We start from the raw sequence: 221 nt of genomic DNA, 5'->3' as shown, positions 1-221 counted from the left end.
GGTCAGCGCCTTGTGGTCGGAAGGTCCGGCACCACCGCGGCGGCTTTCATGTCCGGCTTTGGGGTCAACGAGCCGGGCTCCGTAGGACTGCAATTCGTTGATCAGAATCTCGGTCGGCAGACGTATCGTATTCTCCATCGGAAAGGATCCTTGCTTCGGCTGTGGGGAGGGATGGCTGGGAGGTGGTGACCATTGGCGCCGTGGCGCGGCCATCCATGACA

Annotated in this window: 1 pseudogene; it reads right to left on the bottom strand. The window is 62.0% G+C overall.

Annotated elements, in window-relative coordinates:
* Positions 1-138, bottom strand: a pseudogene (locus AF337_RS46250) (MSMEG_0568 family radical SAM protein); the annotation flags it as partial.
* Positions 139-221 lie beyond the last annotated feature (83 nt).

Origin of the sequence: Rhizobium ecuadorense (assembly GCF_001187535.1) — a bacterium.
In the GTDB taxonomy this organism is placed as follows: domain Bacteria; phylum Pseudomonadota; class Alphaproteobacteria; order Rhizobiales; family Rhizobiaceae; genus Rhizobium; species Rhizobium ecuadorense.
This window is presented reverse-complemented; position numbering and strand designations above follow the sequence as displayed.